The sequence below is a fragment of the Verrucosispora sioxanthis genome, assembly GCF_010560025.1.
GTDB lineage: Bacteria > Actinomycetota > Actinomycetes > Mycobacteriales > Micromonosporaceae > Micromonospora > Micromonospora palythoicola.
This window is the reverse complement of the sequence record NZ_SAIY01000008.1, coordinates 176621-193388: the sequence shown is the minus strand read 5'-3', so window position 1 is coordinate 193388 and position 16768 is coordinate 176621. Positions and strand designations below refer to the sequence as shown.

The 16768-nt window shown below is 71.6% G+C and carries 13 protein-coding genes; 10 read left to right on the top strand and 3 right to left on the bottom strand.

The window, feature by feature from the left end:
* The first annotated feature begins 46 nt into the window (after positions 1-46).
* The 3 genes from ENC19_RS22440 (at position 47) to ENC19_RS22430 (ending at position 5159) form a co-directional block, all read left to right on the top strand.
* Positions 47-466 carry a hydroxyisourate hydrolase gene (locus ENC19_RS22440; protein WP_164449057.1) on the top strand — a complete coding sequence of 140 codons (420 nt, stop codon included), beginning with the start codon at positions 47-49 and terminating at the stop codon, positions 464-466.
* A gap of 82 nt (positions 467-548) precedes the next feature.
* The gene (locus tag ENC19_RS22435; protein ID WP_208020985.1) at positions 549-2279 is read left to right on the top strand and encodes a 2-isopropylmalate synthase; all 1731 of its coding nucleotides are present in this window, start codon (positions 549-551) and stop codon (positions 2277-2279) included.
* Positions 2280-2396: 117 nt separating this feature from the next.
* Positions 2397-5159: a helix-turn-helix transcriptional regulator gene (locus tag ENC19_RS22430; protein WP_164449056.1), complete on the top strand. Its 2763-nt coding sequence runs from the start codon at positions 2397-2399 to the stop codon at positions 5157-5159.
* Positions 5160-5236: 77 nt separating this feature from the next.
* Here the strand turns inward: ENC19_RS22430 and ENC19_RS22425 are convergent, their stop codons facing one another.
* The 3 genes from ENC19_RS22425 to pflB all read right to left on the bottom strand — a co-directional run bounded on the left by ENC19_RS22425 (position 5237) and on the right by pflB (position 9170).
* Positions 5237-5911 (bottom strand): 4'-phosphopantetheinyl transferase family protein, encoded by a 675-nt coding sequence (locus ENC19_RS22425; protein WP_164449055.1) that lies wholly within the window; start codon positions 5909-5911, stop codon positions 5237-5239.
* Positions 5912-6114: 203 nt separating this feature from the next.
* The gene (gene pflA, locus ENC19_RS22420; protein ID WP_164449054.1) at positions 6115-6885 is read right to left on the bottom strand and encodes a pyruvate formate-lyase-activating protein; all 771 of its coding nucleotides are present in this window, start codon (positions 6883-6885) and stop codon (positions 6115-6117) included.
* A 5-nt stretch (positions 6886-6890) separates the two neighbouring features.
* Entirely contained in the window at positions 6891-9170 is a 2280-nt protein-coding gene (gene pflB, locus ENC19_RS22415; protein WP_164449053.1) for a formate C-acetyltransferase, read from the bottom strand.
* A 168-nt stretch (positions 9171-9338) separates the two neighbouring features.
* Between pflB and ENC19_RS22410 the strand changes: the two genes are divergently transcribed.
* From ENC19_RS22410 to ENC19_RS22380, 7 genes are read left to right on the top strand one after another with little or no spacing between them, the layout of a single operon-like run.
* The gene (locus ENC19_RS22410) at positions 9339-10325 is read left to right on the top strand and encodes an aldehyde dehydrogenase family protein (protein ID WP_164449052.1); all 987 of its coding nucleotides are present in this window, start codon (positions 9339-9341) and stop codon (positions 10323-10325) included.
* 51 nt (positions 10326-10376) lie between these two features.
* Positions 10377-11651 carry an ATP-grasp domain-containing protein gene (locus tag ENC19_RS22405; protein WP_164449051.1) on the top strand — a complete coding sequence of 425 codons (1275 nt, stop codon included), beginning with the start codon at positions 10377-10379 and terminating at the stop codon, positions 11649-11651.
* The gene (locus ENC19_RS22400; protein ID WP_164449050.1) at positions 11648-12496 is read left to right on the top strand and encodes a Rossmann-like domain-containing protein; all 849 of its coding nucleotides are present in this window, start codon (positions 11648-11650) and stop codon (positions 12494-12496) included. The genes ENC19_RS22405 and ENC19_RS22400 overlap by 4 nt, the downstream gene beginning before the upstream one ends.
* A complete protein-coding gene (locus ENC19_RS22395; RefSeq protein ID WP_164449049.1) occupies positions 12490-13566 on the top strand; it encodes a PLP-dependent cysteine synthase family protein in 1077 nt (358 codons plus the stop codon). Before ENC19_RS22400 ends, ENC19_RS22395 begins: the two co-directional genes overlap by 7 nt.
* The gene (locus ENC19_RS22390) at positions 13563-14585 is read left to right on the top strand and encodes an enolase C-terminal domain-like protein (RefSeq protein WP_164449048.1); all 1023 of its coding nucleotides are present in this window, start codon (positions 13563-13565) and stop codon (positions 14583-14585) included. The genes ENC19_RS22395 and ENC19_RS22390 overlap by 4 nt, the downstream gene beginning before the upstream one ends.
* The gene (locus ENC19_RS22385) at positions 14582-15817 is read left to right on the top strand and encodes an MFS transporter (protein WP_164449047.1); all 1236 of its coding nucleotides are present in this window, start codon (positions 14582-14584) and stop codon (positions 15815-15817) included. Before ENC19_RS22390 ends, ENC19_RS22385 begins: the two co-directional genes overlap by 4 nt.
* The gene (locus ENC19_RS22380) at positions 15814-16617 is read left to right on the top strand and encodes a class I SAM-dependent methyltransferase (RefSeq protein ID WP_164449046.1); all 804 of its coding nucleotides are present in this window, start codon (positions 15814-15816) and stop codon (positions 16615-16617) included. The genes ENC19_RS22385 and ENC19_RS22380 overlap by 4 nt, the downstream gene beginning before the upstream one ends.
* Positions 16618-16768 lie beyond the last annotated feature (151 nt).

The window sequence follows — 16768 nt, the reverse complement described above, 5'->3', positions numbered from 1 at the left end:
TTCCTGCCTCCAATGGTCGGCATCAGCCGCGACGATAGGCATTCGAATGCATGGCGATAGCACCCCATTCGATGATCGCGGAAACCAGGCGCTCGCGCAGTCGCGGGCTGAACAGGAGCAAAAGTCGATGAAGGTCACTGCACAGGCCCTTGATGTGGTATACGGCCGGCCCGCAGCCGGAGTTCCGGCGCGGCTGGAACGACGTACACCCGAAGGCTGGAAGCCGGTGGCCGGCGTGGGGACCGACGACCACGGCCACATCCTCGACTGGTCGGGCAACCGTCTGGTCAAGGGCGACTACCGCGACGTTTTCGACAGCGGCTCCTACTTCGCCGATCTCGGAGTCGGCACCGTCTACCCCGAGATCGCGGTTGTCGTCGGGCTCCTCGACGACACGGACGTCTGCGACATCCAGGTGCTGCCGGCGCCGTACTCGTGCTCGATGTTCATCGGTGCTCGCAGCTGACATCGAAGGGCGCGCCGCGCGCGCCGTCGTGATGAACGCGCCGCGACGACCACACGCCGCGGCGATGATCAAGGAGGACATCATGCATTCCTTTCACAACGCGGTGAAGCGCTACCGGCCGGCCGTCCATGAGCCGTTGCCGGACCGCACCTGGCCGGATCGGGTCATCGCCGCGGCCCCCCGCTGGCTCTCGACCGACCTTCGCGACGGCAACCAGTCGCTCGTCAACCCGATGGACCCGGCCCGGAAGCTGAGCATGTTCCGGCTGCTGGTGACGATGGGTTACCGGGAGATCGAGGTCGGTTTTCCGTCGGCGAGCAGGGACGACCACGATTTCCTACGGCTGCTCATCGACAAGGACCTGATTCCCGACGACGTACGGATCACCGTGTTGGTCCAGGCGCGGGACGACCTGATCCGGCGCACCGTGCAGAGTCTGGTCGGCGCGCCGCGCGCCACCGTGCACCTCTACAACGCGACCTCGCCGCTGTTCCGCCGGATGGTGCTCGGCGTCGACCGGGACGGGTGCCGGCAGCTCGCCGTGCACGGCACGCAGCTGATGATGAAGTACGCCGAGGAGAGCCTCACCGACTGCGACCTGGGCTACCAGTACTCGCCCGAGCTGTTCAACGACACCGAGGCGGACTTCTCCCTGGAGGTCTGCGAGGCGGTGATGGACGTGTGGCAGCCGGAGCCCGGCCGGCCGATCATCCTGAACTTCCCGACCACCGTCGAACGCACCATGCCCAACGTCTTCGCCGACCGGATCGAGTGGATGGACCGGCATCTGAGCCGGCGCGAGCACCTGTGCCTGTCGGTGCATCCGCACAACGACCGGGGTACCGGGGTGGCCACCGCCGAGCTGGCCGTGCTCGCCGGCGCCGAGCGCATCGAGGGCTGCCTGTTCGGTAACGGCGAGCGGGCCGGCAACGTCGACCTGGTGACGCTGGGGCTGAACCTGTTCAGCCAGGGTGTCGACCCGGGCATCGACTTCTCTGGTCTGGACCGGATCCGGCGCACCGCCGAGCGGTGCACCGACCTGCCGGTGCACCCCCGGCACCCGTACGCCGGGGACCTGGCCTACACCGCCTTCTCCGGTTCCCACCAGGACGCCATCAACAAGGGTTTCGCCGAGCAGAGCCGGGTCGCGGCCGAGCAGGGCGTCCCGGTGGACGAGGTCGCCTGGGAGATTCCCTATCTGCCGATCGACCCTCAGGACGTGGGCCGCGCCTACGAGAGTGTGGTGCGGATCAACAGCCAGTCCGGCAAGGGCGGGGTGGCGTACGTGCTGAGTTCCCGGCTCGGGCTGCACCCGCCGCGGGATCTGCAGCTGGAGTTCGCCGGCCTGGTGCAGTCCTACGCCGATGCCGAGGGCGGCGAGATCGACCCCGAGCGGGTGTGTGCCCTGTTCCGCGACGAGTACGTGTCCGGGTCGCTGATGGTGGTGCCGGTGGCGACGGCCCGTCCGGTGTCCGCGTATCTGCACATCGACGGTGCCGCGTTCACCGTCGGTGGGCAACGCACCGACGAGCTGGAACGGATCGGGCGGGCGCTGGCCCGCTGGGGCGTCGAGGTGCGGGCGGTGCACCGCACCGGCACCGGGCTGGCCGACTCGACCGGCCTGGTCGTCTACGCGGAGCTGCGGGTGGGCGACGAGACCCTGTGGGGCGCCGGCATCGAGGCCGAGCTGCCGGCGGCGGTGTCGGCCGCGGTGCGCTCGGCGGTGGCCCGGGTCGGTCGGACCCCGCTGGCCTCGGTGCCGAGGCAGGACCAGGCGCCTGCGGTCGCACCCCGCTACGCCCGGGTCGGGTGAGCACGATCGACGGATGGCGCGGCGATAGGGGTACGACAGCGGCCGTCCGTAGCGTCTGGAGTACCGGCCGATCCCAGGTGAGCGAGCCGGAGCTGCGATCGTATCGAGAGGATGATCATGAAGTTGGTCGAGCGCGCGGACGCGATCGCCACGCTGGACGGCCTCCTTGCCTCGGCCGTCGCCGGCAAAGGACGGATCGCCGTCATAGCGGGCGCGGTAGCGTCCGGCAAAACCGAGTTGTTGAACACCTACGCCGACCGGGCGGTGGACCGCGACGCCCTGGCGATCACCGCGATCGGCGCGGACGCCGAGCGTGACCTGCCGCTCGGTGTGCTCACCCAGTTGCTGCTCGACGCGCCACTGGTTCCCGAGGAGCAGCGGCGCGCGATGAACCTGCTGTACGAAGGGGTCCGCGCCGACGACTGCGACAACCAGATCGACCCGCAGATCGTGCACGCCCTCTGCACGATCCTGTTGGAGCTGTCCCACCGCTATCCGCTGATCATCGCGGTCGACGACATCGACCGCGCCGACCGGCTGTCGATCGTCTGCCTGTCCTACCTGGCCCGGCGGGCGCGCTTCGCGCCGATGCTGCTGCTGTTCACCCAGACCGAGCAGGGCCGCCGGGACGACGTCGCATTCGACACCGAGGCGTTCTGGCGGCCACCGCACGGCTCGCGGGTCGTCCTGTCGGCCCTGTCGGCCGACGCGATGCGCGAACTGGCGGCCAGCTACGTCGGCGAAGCCGACGCCGAGCGGCTGGCGCCGGCCTGGCAGCAGGTCAGCGGTGGCAACCCGCTGCTGCTACGTGGCCTGCTCGACGATCACCGGGAGGCGTCGGCCGCCGGTGCCGGGGTCGGCGGCGAACCGGTGACCGGGGAGAACTTCGCCCGGGCGGTGGTCTCCTGCCTGCACCGCACCAGCGCCCGGGTGCTGCGGGTGGCCCAGGGGCTGGCGGTCTGCGGCGATCTCGCGCTGCTCGAACAGTTGGTCCCGGACGACGGCGGGCAGATCGGCCCGGCGGTACGCACGCTGACCACGATGGGCCTGATGTCCGGTGCGGACTTCCGGCATCCGGCCGCTCGCGCGGCGGTGCTGGCCGACATCGACGAGCTGGACCGGGTCGACCTGTTCAGCCGGGCCGCGGTGCTCGCTCATCGCGGTGGCGCGTCCAGCGGCGTGGTGGCCGAGCATCTGCTCGGCGCCGGCGACGTCAACGAGGCGTGGGCCGTGCCGGTGCTCGAGGACGCCGCCCGGCAGTCGTTGCGGGAGGGCCAGGTGGCGGTGGCGGTGCGCTACCTGCAACTCGCGCTGCGCGCCTGCACCGACAGCCAGCGTCGCGCGCGGATCACCGCCGCCCTGGTACGCGCCGAGTGGCGGATCAACCCGAGCGCGCCGACCGGTTACCTGCCCGAGTTGGCCGCCGCCCTGCGTGGCGGGCACCTGCGCGGGGTGGACGCGCTGGTGCTGACCAAGGCGCTGCTCTGGCACGGCCAGTTCACCGAAGCTCGGGAGGCGTTCGAGCTGATCAGCGCGCACAGCGGCAAGGCCGACGCGGAGACCCTCGCCGAGTTGGTCATCACCCGGCCGCTGATGCTGGCGACGTACCCGTCCTTCCGGCCCCTGCTGCACCCGGGCATCCAGCTGCCGGTGGCGATGCCGACGGTGTCGGCCAGTCATCGGCTGTCGGCGGCCACCGCGCTGGCCGGGGTACTCAGCGACGGCCCGTCGGAGCGAGCGATCGCGGTGGCCGAACGGATCCTGCGCAACTCGCGCCTGGACGAGATGAGCCTGGACACCGTGGAGAGTGCGTTGCTGGCACTCACCTACGGTGGCTGCCCGGCCAACGCCGCGGTGTGGTGCGACGCGTTCGTCGACGAGGCGCGGATGCGACGCTCGCCGAGCCGGCAGGCGCGGCTGGCGGCCATCCGCGCGGAGATCTCGATGCGCCTGGGCGACCTGACCGGGGCGCGGCAGCACGCCACCGACGCGCTGACCGTGATGCCGTCGAGCAGTTGGGGCGTCGCGATCGGTGGTCCGCTGGCTGTTCTGATCATGGCGACCACCGCGATCGGTGACATCGGTGCGGTCCGCGACCACCTGGATCAGCCGGTGCCGGAGGAGATGTTCCAGACCCGGTTCGGATTGCACTACCTGTACGCTCGGGGCCGGTACAGTCTCGCCGTCGGTGAGTTGCCGCTGGCGTTGCGCGACTTCAGGCTCTGCGGCCAGCTGGCCGCGCAGTGGGGAATGGACACCCCCGGCCTGGTGCCGTGGCGGGTCGACGCGGCCGAGACGTTGCTGCGGATGAACGCGCCGGAGCAGGCCCAGCAGCTGATCGAGGACCAGCTGAAGCGCTGCGGCGACGGCCAGCCGCGGGTGCGCGCCATGGCCCTGCGCCTGTACGCCGCCTGCGGAGAGCTCCGGCACCGGCCGATGTTCCTGCGTCAGGCCGCCGACCTGCACAATGGCGGTGACGACTACGAGCTGGCCCGCACCCTCGTCGACCTGACCGAGGCGTTCCAGACGCTTGGTGAGTCGCGGCGGGTCCGCCTCATCGCCCGGCGGGCGCGTACCACGGCCGAGAAGGCAGGGGCGCTACCGCTGCTTCAGGCGCTGACCCTGGAGTCCGGCTGGGACGAGGGGGACACCGCGGATGCGATCAACCCGGTCGTGGCGGTGGCGGTCCTGAGCGAGGCCGAGCATCGCGTCGCCGCTTTGGCGGCGGCCGGTTACAGCAACCGGGAGATCTCCGCGAAGCTGTTCATCACGATCAGCACGGTCGAGCAGCATCTGACCCGTACGTACCGCAAGTTGAACGTCGCCCGCCGTGGCGACCTGCCGGCGAGTCTGAGCCCGGACTACTCCGCCAGCGTCTGAGCGACAGGCAGCAGGCCGCACCCATCGGGTGCGGCCTGCTGCCGTGGCGTCGCCAGTCGTGCGGTCCGACCAGCGGTTCAGACGACGGCGTACGCGGGTGCCACCACCGCGATGGCGGTCACGACCAGCCCGTGCCGGGCCAGCCAGCGGCCGTTGAAGCCGGTGAGCCGGCGCCCGTGCAGCTGCGCCCCCGTCACCAGTATCCGGGCCTCGAAGGTGCCGGCCAGCGGGTCGAAGGTGATGTCGGCGTCCTCGAAGTCCAGCCAGCGCCCGGTCAGCGGGAACCAGGCCTTGTAGACGGACTCCTTGGCGCTGAACAGCAACCGGTCCCAGCACACGTCGGGGTGCTCGCGCCGCAGCAGGCCGATCCGCTCCCGTTCCTCAGGCAGCGACACGGCCGGCAGGACGTCGTCGAGCAGCGGTGCGTTCGGCTCGGCGTCGATGCCGATGGTGGTGATGACCTCGGATTCGGCGAGCACCGCGGCGCGGTAGCCGTCGCAGTGCGTGATGCTGCCGATCAGGCCGGCCGGCCAGCGCGGTTCGCCGCGCGGCCCAGGCGGCACCGACGCCGGTGCGCGTCCGAGGCGGGCCATCGCCTGCCGGGCGCACCAGCGGCCGGTGGTGAACTCCCGCCGCCGTTTGTCCACCGCGACGCGGACGACCCTTTCCTCGTCCGGAAAGAGAAACGGGTCGGGCGCCTCGGTGAAGGTGTCGACGGCGACCGTGCCGGCGGGGAGAATCGCCTCGATCATGGCACGCTCCGAACCGGTGACTGTTTCTCCGTTCCCGCCGTCGATGGCGGCGGGGCGCTCTTGTCGACAGTGGGCATGTATCGAATGCTAAAGACCGCCACCGCGTACCGGAATGCGCGGCGGCGGTCTCTCGGGCTCGAGCCGGCACGGTTACGGGAGGACCAGGGCGAGTAGGGGAGGTGGGGTGCGATCCCGACGGGTGGTCAGCGGGCCACCAGGCCCCGATCCGTGAACTGGGCACGGACCCGGTCGAGCAGGTCGGGCGTGGGCGGCTCGGTGTCGGCGCACGGGTAGGGCAGCCCCAGCTCACGGTACTTGTGCGCGCCGAGTCGGTGGAACGGCAGCACCTCCACCCGCTGCACCGTGGGTAGAGCGGCCACGAAGTCGGCGACCCCGGCCACGTTCGCCGGGTCGTCGGTGAGACCGGGCACGAGCACGAAGCGGATCCAGATCGGAATGCCCCGCTCGGCGACCCGGTGGGCGAAGCGCAGGGTCGGCGCGACCGCACCGGTTCGGGTGACCCGGCGGTAGGTCGCCGGATCCCAGCTCTTGATGTCCAGCAGCACCAGGTCGGTCGCGTCGAGCAGCTCCGGGGTGGCGCGGTCGCCGAGGAAACCGCTGGTGTCCAGCGCGGTGTGCAGACCCAGTTCCGCGCAGCGTCGCAGGACGGCCGCGGTGAACCGGGGCTGTTGCAGCGGCTCACCGCCGCTGAGGGTGACGCCACCACCGGCCACCTTGATGAATCGCTCGTACCGCCGGATCTCGGTGACCAGGTCGTCCACGGTCATGGCCCGTCCGCTGCGCTGGTACCAGGTGTCGGGGCTGTGGCAGAAGCGGCAGCGCAGCGGGCAGCCGGCGAGGAACGCCACGAAGCGGGTGCCGGGTCCGTCCACTCCGGTGGAGGTGTCGAAGGAGTGGACGGAACCGAGCACCGTACCGGCGGGCACGTAGGACGGGCGCGACGGCCAGGCCATGGCGGTCACAGCCGGCCGTGGACGGTACGGGAGATGACGTCGCGCTGCTGCTCGCGGGTCAACCGGACGAAGTTCACCGCGTACCCGGAGACCCGGATGGTCAGTTGCGGGTACCGCTCGGGGTGGGCCATGGCGTCTTCGAGGGTGGCCCGGTCGAGCACGTTGACGTTGAGGTGGAAACCGCCCGCGTCGGTGTAACCGTCGAGCACTCCCACGAGATTGTCGATCTGCTCGTCACGGGTACGACCGAGCCCGTCCGGGGTGACCGTGGTGGTGAGCGAGATGCCGTCGCGGGCGCTGGCGTACGGCAGCTTCGCCACCGACAGTGCCGCGGCGACCAGGCCGTGGGTGTCCCGGCCGTTCATCGGGTTCGCGCCCGGCGCGAACGGCTCGCCGGCTCGACGACCGTCCGGGGTGTTGCCGGTGTGCTTGCCGTAGACCACGTTCGAGGTGATGGTGAGCACCGACAGGCTCGGCTCGGCACCCCGGTACGTCGGCTGCGCCCGTACCTTCTCCATGAAGCGCTCCACCAGGTCCACGGCGATGGCGTCGGCCCGGTCGTCGTTGTTGCCGAAGGCGGGGTAGTCGCCGTCGACGGTGTAGTCGGTGACCAGGCCGGTGCCGTCACGCAGCACCTTCACCTGGGCGTGCCGGATCGCCGAGAGGCTGTCCACGGCCACCGAGAGCCCGGCGATCCCGGTGGCGAGGAAGCGGTGCACCGGGTGGTCGTGCAACGCCATCTCCAGCCGCTCGTAGGCGTACTTGTCGTGCATGTAGTGGATGACGTTGAGCGCGCGGACGTAGGTGCGGGCCAGCCAGTCGAGGGTCCGGTCGAAGGCGGCCAGCACGGTGTCGTAGTCCAGCACGTCGTCGGTGACCGGCGGCGTCGCGGGCGCGACCTGCTCACCGGTGATCTCGTCCCGGCCGCCGTTGATCGCGTAGAGCAGGGCCTTGGCGAGGTTGGCGCGGGCGCCGAAGTACTGCATGTCCTTGCCGACGCGCATCGCCGACACGCAGCAGGCGATCGCGGTGTCGTCGGAGTACACCGGCCGGATCAGGTCGTCGTTCTCGTACTGGATGGCGCTGGTGTCCAGCGACACCTGCGCGCAGAAGCGCTTGAAACCGGTGGGCAGGTCGGGCGACCAGAGCACGGTCAGGTTCGGCTCCGGCGCCGGACCGAGGTTGTACAGTGTCTGCAGGAAGCGGAAGCTGGTTCGGGTCACCAGCGGCCGGCCGCCCGCGTCGACGCCGCCGATCGCCTCGGTCACCCAGGTGGGGTCGCCGGAGAACAACTCGTCGTACTCGGGGGTGCGCAGGAACCGGATGATCCGCAGCTTGATCACGAAGTCGTCGATCAGTTCCTGGGCGGCGGACTCGGTGAGCCGGCCCTCGGCGATGTCGCGGTCCAGGTACACGTCGACGAACGTCGACGTGCGGCCCAGCGACATGGCGGCGCCGTTCTGTTCCTTGGTGGCGGCCAGGTAGGCGAAGTAGAGCCACTGGATCGCCTCGCGGCCGGTGGTGGCGGGCGCGCTGATGTCGTGGCCGTAGCCGGCGGCCATCTCCTTGAGTTCGCCGAGGGCGCGGATCTGCTCGGCCAGCTCCTCCCGGTCCCGGATGACCTCCTCGGTGCCGGGACGGTCGTCCAGGGAAGCCTTGATCGCCGCACGTTCGGCGACGAGGCGGTCGACGCCGTAGAGCGCGACCCGCCGGTAGTCGCCGATGATCCGGCCGCGGCCGTACGCGTCGGGCAGTCCGGTGACGATGTGCGAGCGCCGCGCCGCCAGCACGTCGGCGGGGTAGGCGTCGAAGACCCCGGCGTTGTGGGTCTTGCGGTACGTGGTGAAGATGCGGCGCACCTGCGGGTCCATGGCGAAGCCGTACGCGGTGAGCCCGTTCTCCACCATCCGCAGCCCACCGTTCGGCATGATCGCCCGGCGCAGCGGCGCGTCGGTCTGCAACCCGACGATCAGCTCGCGGTCCCGGTCGATCCAGCCGGGCGCGTGGGAGGTGATCGTGGCGGGGGTGTGCGGGTCGACGTCGTAGATGCCGCGCTCGCGTTCCACGGTGAACATGTCGCGTAGCCGGTCCCACAACCCGGTGGTGCGCGGGGTGGGCCCGGTGAGGAACTGGGCGTCGCCACGGTACGGGGTGACGTTGTCGCGGACGAACGCGGCCACGTCGACGGTGTCGCGCCAGGCGTCGCCGTGGAAGCCGCGCCACGGGTCGGACCCGGCCCTCGGGTGCTGCTCGGGCCGGACTGCCGTGCTGTGCTGCTGGACCATGTCTCCTCCTGGAAGCTCTCCTCGAGCCTCTCCCGGAGGCGACCGGGCGGTCAGGGGCGAAAGACCCGGTCGGTCCGGGCCGCTGGGCACCGGCGCGGTCGCGAGGCATCGGTGACGATCAGAGTGTGACCGGACGACGTGACCGGCACTGACGATCGGAGTATCCGGATGACCGCCGTGCCCGCGACGAGCCTCCTACCCGCCCCGGCCACGCCGCCGCAGAACGGCACCGCCAGCGCACCGGGAACGACGATCGACACCCTGGTCGACAACGGACTGCGGGCCCTGGACGACTACGCCGCCTTCGACCAGGAGCGCGTCGACCGGATCGTGGCGAAGGCCTCGGTGGCGGCACTTGGCCGGCACGCCGACCTGGCCCGGATGGCGGTGGCCGAGACCGGACGCGGCGTCTTCGAGGACAAGGCCGTCAAGAACATTTTCGCGTGTGAGCACGTCACCAATCACATGGCGGGTCTGAAGACGGTCGGGGTCATCTCCCGGGACGAGATCAACGGCATCGTCGAGATCGCCGAACCGGTCGGCGTGGTCTGCGCCGTCACCCCGGTCACCAATCCCACGTCGACGACCATCTTCAAGGCCCTGCTCGGCCTGAAGACCCGCAACCCGATGATCTTCGCCTTCCATCCGGCCGCCCAGCGATGCAGTGCCGAGGCTGCCCGGGTGGTCCGGGACGCCGCCGTCGCGGCGGGCGCACCCGAGCACTGCATCCAGTGGATCGAGCAGCCCTCCGTCGAGGCCACCGGCGCGCTCATGAAGCACCCGGGCGTGTCCACGATCCTGGCCACCGGCGGCAACGGCATGGTGCGCGCGGCGTACTCGTCCGGCAAGCCGGCCCTCGGTGTCGGTGCCGGCAACGTGCCGGCGTACGTCCATCGCGGTGCGCGGCTGCGCCGGGCGGTGCACGACATCGTGTTGTCGAAGTCGTTCGACAACGGCATGATCTGTGCCTCGGAGCAGGCGGTGATCATCGATGCCGAGGTGTACCCGGCGGCGCTCGCGGAGTTCCAGCGGCTGCACGCGCACGTGGCCACCCGGGACGAGAAGCGCCGGATCGAGGAGTTGATCTTCGGCGGCGCCGCCGGTGGCGACGACTGCGCTGGCGGGCGACTGGGCCCGACTAGCCATCGCAAATGACAACCGTTATCTTCTGATGGTTGGGGATCCCCTGAACATCGGGAGCGCGCGGTGGGACATGTGCTGGTGGTCGAGAGCTGGGTCGGTGCGATGAGCACCCTGCTGCCCCGGGCGATCCGGGAAGCAGGACACCGGTTCACCTTCCTCACCAGGAATCTGCACCACTACCTGCGCCAGGACAGTGGCGACGGGGCGCACCCGCTGCTCACCGCGGACAACGTGCTCACCGCCGAGACCAACGACCCGGCCAGGCTGCTGCCCCAGGTCCAGCGACTGCACGAGGTGCTGCGCTTCGACGGGGTCGTCACCTCCTGCGACTACTACCTCGGCACGGTTGCCCGGCTGGCCGCGCACCTGGGTCTGCCGGGTGCCCGGCCGGAGGCCGTCGAGCACGCCTGCCGCAAGGACCTGGCGCGGCACCGGATGCGGGCGGCCGGCCTGCCCGGTCCGGCGTTCGCGGTCGCCGAGGACTGGCCGGGAGCGCAGGCCGCCGCGCGTGCGTTGGGCTTTCCGCTGGTGGTCAAGCCGGTCGACCTGTGCGCCGGGATGCTCGTCCGGCTGGTGACCGATCTGACCGAGCTGCGCGAGGCCTTCGACGCCCTCGACGCGTTCCCGGTCAACGCGCGTGGTCAACGGCGCGCACCGCAGGTGCTGCTGGAGGAGGTGCTGGTCGGGCCGGAGGTCAGCGTCGAGACCGTCACCGTCGACGGCGTGACGACGGTGCTCGGCGTGACGGACAAGAGCCTGGCCGGCGAACCGTGGTTCGTCGAGACGGGACACATGTTCCCCGCCGCGCTGGACGCCGCGACGGTCGCCGCGGTGTGCGACATGGCGGTCGCCGCCCTGGCCGCGGTCGGGTTCGACCGGGGGGTGGCGCACACCGAGCTGCGGCTCACGGCGGCCGGGCCACGGGTGGTGGAGATCAACCCTCGGCCGGCGGGCAACCAGATCACCGAATTGGTGCGGCGGGGGACCGGGGTGGACCTGCCCATGGTGTACACCCAGCTCGCCCTCGGTGAACAGCCGGACGTCACGGTGGCCGACACGGGCGTACGTAGCGCGGCCATCTCATTCCTGCTGCCGCCCCGCGCCGGCACCGTCGCCGGGATCGACGGTGCCGCCACCCTCGCCGCGGCGCCCGACGTCGTCGACTGGGCGGTGAAGCCCGCCGGGCACCGCGCTGGCGACGCGGTGAGCAACAACACCTACCTCGGCCACGTCATGACCGTGGACACCACCGGCCTCGGCGCCCGCGCCCGGGCCGAGGAACTGGTCGCCGGCCTGCGGGTGCGCTACGCCGACGAGTTCGCCGGAGCGCTGGCGTGACGACACCGGAACCGGTGGGGACCGGTGCGTCGTTCACGTCGGTGACGGACCTGATCGAAGCCGTCGGCGCGGGCCGTCTCGGTCCCGACCCGACCACCGAGCAGGTGAGCGTCGCGTTCACCACCCGGCAGGGTGCCCGGCACGCCGGGCGCGACCGCAGCTACCGCAACCAGGTGCTGAGTCTGCGGGTGGGCGCCACCGTCGGATCCTGCGCGACGGAGCCGGACGAGCTGAGCGACGACGTCGCGTACGACTGCGTGGGCCGCAGCGTCGCGGAGCTGCTCAACCACCCGGTGCCGGCGGTCCGCGTCGCGGCCCTGGACGCCTACCTCGCCGCCGCCCGTCCGCACGCGCGCACCGCCGACGACGCGGTCACCATCCCCGCCGGCACCTCGCTGGCCAAGTCGACCGCCAGGGCCGCCGCGGTCGTGGACCTGCTGGCGGTGACCCCGGGACAGCACGTCCTGGTCGTCGGTGTGGTCAACTCCCTGCTCGGGCAGCTGCGCCAGCGCGGCCTCAGCTACCTGCCCTGCGATCTGGCGGGCGGCAGCACCGAATGGGACGAGCCGTGCCTGCCGGACGCCGCCGCCCTGCTGGACCGCTGCGACGCGCTGCTGGTGTCCGGCATGACGCTGGGCAACGGCACCTTCGAGCCGCTGCTGCGGCACGCGCGCGCCACCGGCAAACCGATGGTGGCCTTCGCACAGACCGGCAGCGCCGTCCTGCCCTGTTTCCTCGGCGCCGGCCTCAGCGCCGTGTCCGCCGAACCGTACCCGTTCTTCTGGCTCGACGGTGGACCGACGACGCTGTACCGCTACCGCGCCGCCGGCAGGCCGTCATGCTGACCGACCCCGCGCCGACGACGTGCGCACCGCATCTGTTGGGTCTGCTGGGCCGCTCCCCGGTGGCGTTCGTCGACACCCCGCTGCCGCACCCGCACGGCGGCTTCCACGCCAAGGTGGAGTATCTGAGTCCCGGCGGGATGAAGGCCCGCGCCGCCGTGGCCATGCTCCAGGCCGCCCGGCAGCGCGGCGACCTGCGGCCGGGAGCCACCGTGGTGGAGTCCACGAGCGGCACCCTCGGCGTCGGGCTGGCGTTCGCCGGCCAGGCACTGGGCCACCCGGTCGTCCTGGTGGTGGACCGCGAGATCGAGCGACCGATGCGGGCGCTGCTGACCGCGTACGGGGCGGTGGTCGAGCAGGTCGACCGGCCGCACCCGGTCGGCGGGTGGCAACAGGCCCGCCTGGATCGACTGCACGAGATCCTGGCGCGCACCCCGGACGCCTACTGGCCCGATCAGTACCACAACCCGGACAACGTCGCCGGATACCACGCCCTCGCCGCCGAACTGAGCGGGCAGGTCGAGGCCGTCGACGTGCTGGTGTGCAGCGTCGGCACCGGCGGGCACAGCGCCGGCCTGGCCCGGGCGCTGCGGCGGCACTGGCCACGGCTGCGGCTCGTCGGCGTCGACACCGTCGGATCGACGATCTTCGGACAGCCCGCGCGACCACGGCTCATGCGCGGGCTTGGCAGCAGCATCTTTCCCCGCAACGTCGACTACACCGCCTTCGACGAGGTGCACTGGGTCGGCCCGGTGGAGGCGGTGGACACCTGCCGCCGGCTGGCCCGGTCAGCCTTCGTCACCGGCGGTTGGAGCACCGGCGCCGTCGCCCGGGTCGCCGCGTGGATCAGCCGCATGCAGCCCGGCGCCCGGGTGGTCACGGTCTTCCCGGACGGCCCGCACCGCTACCTCGACTCGATCTTCGACGACGCGTACTGCGCCGCGCACGGGCTGTTCGGTCCCGCTCCGGGTCACCCGATCGAGATCCCCCACCCGAACGCCGTCGAGGTCACCCGGTGGAGTCGCTGCCGGACCGTCCTCGACCCGTTGCGCCGGCTGGCGGTGCCGGCATGAGACTCGACTGGCGCAGTTACCCGCTGCGGCTCCGTGAGCCGTTGCGGATCTCCCGCTCGACGATGTCGGGCCGTGACGCCGTCCAGGTCGACCTGTCCCACGACGGCGTCACCGGCCACGGCGAGGTCGTCACCAGCGCCTACTACGGCCTCGACCGGGCCGCGATCCTCGATCTGCTGGCCGGTCTCGGCCAGCGGGTGTCCGGCTACGGCGAACCCGAGACGCTGCTCGCGGAGCTGCCCGCGCTCGCCGCCGAACTGCCCGCCGGGGTGCTGGCGGCCCTGGACGCGGCCGTCCACGACCTGCTGGGTCGTCGCGCCGGGATGCCGGTGTACCAGTGGCTCGGCCGGCCGGATTTCTCCCCGGTGCCCACGGCCCACACCATCGGCCTGGTCGGGCCAGAGGACGCTGCGGCCACCGCTGCGGCGCTGGCTCGGCGCGGCTTCCAGCTCGTCAAGGTCAAGTGCGGTGACGCCGCTGACCCGGACCGGATCGCCGCCGTACGGGCCGCCATGCCGCAGGCCCGGCTGGTGCTCGATCCCAACGGCGCCTGGACACCGGAGCAGACCGTGCGGCTGCTCGACACGCTCCGGCCGCACCGCATCGACGCCGTCGAACAACCCATCGCGCCCGGCACACCGCGGCTGCTCGCCTGGATCAGCGCCCGCACCGAGGTGCCGGTCATCGCCGACGAGGACGCCGCCACCGTGGCGCATCTCGACGCCCTCGCGGGCGCGGTCGGCGGCGTCAACGTCAAGATCGCGAAGTGCGGCGGTATCCACGCCGCAACGCGGATCGCCGCCACGGCCCGCGGGTACGGCATGGATCTCATGCTGGGGTGCCTGGTGGCCAGCTCGCTGGGCATCGCGCCGGCGGTGCACCTCACCGGCGAAGCCCGCTGGATCGACCTGGACGGACACCTGCTGCTCACCGACGACCCGTGGACCGGTATCGACGGCCACGACGGTGTCCTGCGGCTGACCGACGAACCCGGCCTCGGCGTGCGGGCGGCCCGATGAGCACGTGGACCACCCTGCGCAGCTTTCCGCTGCCGATCCGGCTGCTGGTGGTCAACCAGTTCGGCGTCAACGTCGGCTTCTACCTCCTGCTGCCCTACCTCGCCGGTCATCTGGCCGACGACGTCGGTCTGTCCGCCGCCGTGATCGGCATCGTGCTCGGCGTGCGGAACCTCAGCCAGCAGGGGCTGTTCCTGCTGGGCGGCTCGGCCGCCGACCGGCTCGGTGCCCGTGGCGTCATCATCGCCGGCTGCGCCCTGCGGGCCGTCGGCTTCGGACTGTTCGCCCTCAGCACCTCGCTGCCGTCGCTGCTGGCCGCGTCGATCCTGTCCGGGTTGGCCGGGGCGTTGTTCAACCCGGCCGTTCGCAGCTACGTGGCGCAGGCCGCCGCCGACCGGCGCGCCGAGGCGTTCGCGTTGTTCAACGTGTTCGCCAGCGCCGGCGCGCTGCTCGGACCACTGCTCGGGGCCGCACTGCTGCTCGTCGACTTCCGGGCTGCCGCGCTGAGCGCCGCGGCGGTGTTCGCCGCGCTCACCGTGGCGCAGGCGGTGTGGCTGCCCGCCCAACCGGTGACCGCCAGCGAGGCCACCGTCTGGCACGACTGGCGCACCGCCGTCACCGACCGCCGGTTCCTGGCGTTCAGCACGGCGCTGGCCGGCATGTTCACCTTGCAGACCCAGCTGTACCTGATCCTGCCGATGCAGGCGGAACACGTCACCGGGCAGCCCGTGGCGGTGGCCGTGCTGTTCGTCGTCTCCACCGTCGTGACCCTCACCCTGCAACTGCCCCTGACCGGCTGGCTGCATCGCCGCGTCAGCCGTGGCGCGAGCATCACCGCCGGCATGGCCGTCATGGGAGCCGGTTTCCTGCTGCCGCTGCTGCGGGTGGACTCGGCACCACCGGTGTTGCGACTGCTGCCTGTGCTGGCCGCTGCCGTCCTGCTCACCGTCGGGGTGATGATCACCCAGCCGTTCGTCCTGGAGCTGATCCCCGCCTTCGCCGGACAGCGACTGACCGGCACCTACTTCGGCCTGTTCTACCTGGTGTCCGGAGTTCTCGCCGCCGGCTGCACCGCCGCCGTCGGCGCGGCGGTGGGCAGCTCCACCGGCGTGCCCACCACGGCGTGGCTGCTCACCGCCGGCGTCGGGCTGGCGTCGGCCGGCGCGGTGTGGCTGCTGCGCCGTGGCGGCCTGCTCACGCCCGCAGCGGCTACGGCGCCGGTGGCTGTGTCGTGAACGGCCAGAACTTCCTCACCGACAACCCGGAGCTGTACGAGCAGCAGTTCCCCGACCCGGAGCACCTCGCCGCCCGCTTCGTCGACGACCTCGTCCGCCGCTTCGCCGACCGCGTCGTCGCCACGCCCCGGTTGCTCGACGTCGGATGCGGCACCGGCCGCGACGCCGGGCACCTGGCGACCCTCGGCTACACCGCCACCGGGTTGGACACGTCGCTGCCGATGCTGACCCACGCGCGGCGCCGCCATCCCGCCGTCCGGTTCGTCCACGCCGACCTGCGCACCTTCGACCTGGCCGACCGCTTCGACGTCATCACCTGCCTGGACAGTGCGTTGCTGTACTGCCACCGCAACGCCGACCTGACCGCGTTCCTGGGGCGCTGCCACCGGCACCTGCGCCCCGGTGGGTTGCTGCTGGCGGAGATGCGCAACGGTGCGTTCTTCCTCGGCAACACCGAACTGCTCGACGGCATCCGCACCCGCACCGTGACCTGGCGCGCCGTCACGTACACCTCGGCGACCCGGTTGTGGATCGACCACCGGGAGCAGTTGCTGCGCCGCGAACGCGTCTGGACCTGGCCGGCCTGCCCGCGACCGCTGGTGCAGACCTCGGCCTGGCGGCTGCTGTTCCCCGCCGAGCTACGGCACCTGCTCGCCACCGCCGGGTTCGACGTCGTGGCCCTGTTCGACACGCCCGGCCCCCGGACCGACCCGCCCTGGCATCCGGCAGCGGCGCTGTCGGACGTCCTGTCCGGCGACCGGCTGCACCTGGTCGCCCGCCGCCGCGACGACGCGGCGTAACGCTCACCTGTGCATCGAAAGGAAATCCATTATGTTCCATCAGTCAGTCGCCGTGCCGCGCGTGCGCGCCGCGGCTGCTCGGCGGCGCCGCCGCCGTCTCCGCCGCCCTGCTGACCGGCTGTGGCCCGAGCGGGGACCCGGCCGGCACCTC